Annotated in this window: 1 protein-coding gene; it reads left to right on the top strand. The window is 44.5% G+C overall.

Going from position 1 to position 519, the window contains the following annotated elements; all coding sequences use genetic code 11:
• Positions 1–357 (top strand): integrase core domain-containing protein (locus QQK21_RS21140; RefSeq protein WP_284194153.1); only part of this gene is annotated, 357 nt, incomplete at its 5' end.
• Between the last annotated feature and the right edge of the window lie 162 nt (positions 358–519).

A 519-nucleotide genomic window follows, 5' to 3' on the forward strand; every position in this document is an offset into this window, starting at 1 on the left:
GCCTTGGATATGGCTTGGGAGCAACGAGGACGACCTAGCCACGTCATGTTCCACTCAGATCAAAGGTGCCAATATAGCAGCCGTAAATACCGTCAAAGGCTTTGGCGATACCGTATAACTCAAAGTATGAGCCGTCGTGGAAATTGTTGGGACAATGCTCCAATGGAAAGGCTATTTAGAAGTTTAAAAACCGAATGGGTCCCAGCGACTGGTTACCTGACCCAAATTCAGGCCAAGAGAGACATCAGCTATTACCTGATGGACTACTACAATAGGCAACGGCCCCATCAAAAAAATGATGGGCTATCGCCAGTGGATGCCGAGAATCGGCTTAAATCTGTGTCCGGAATTTGTTGACCACTACAGACATATTCACCAAGAAAATGGTTATTTTAACTATTAAAACGCTCGAAATGACGGTTGGGGTTTCTTTTGATTGGTGTGTAGGTAGGTTATAGTGTCATTACTGAGGGATCTTGACGGGATAAATACCATTCGACTCTGTCGTATCCTTACATT

The sequence above is a fragment of the Vibrio zhanjiangensis genome, from assembly GCF_030161235.1.
In the GTDB taxonomy this organism is placed as follows: domain Bacteria; phylum Pseudomonadota; class Gammaproteobacteria; order Enterobacterales; family Vibrionaceae; genus Vibrio; species Vibrio zhanjiangensis.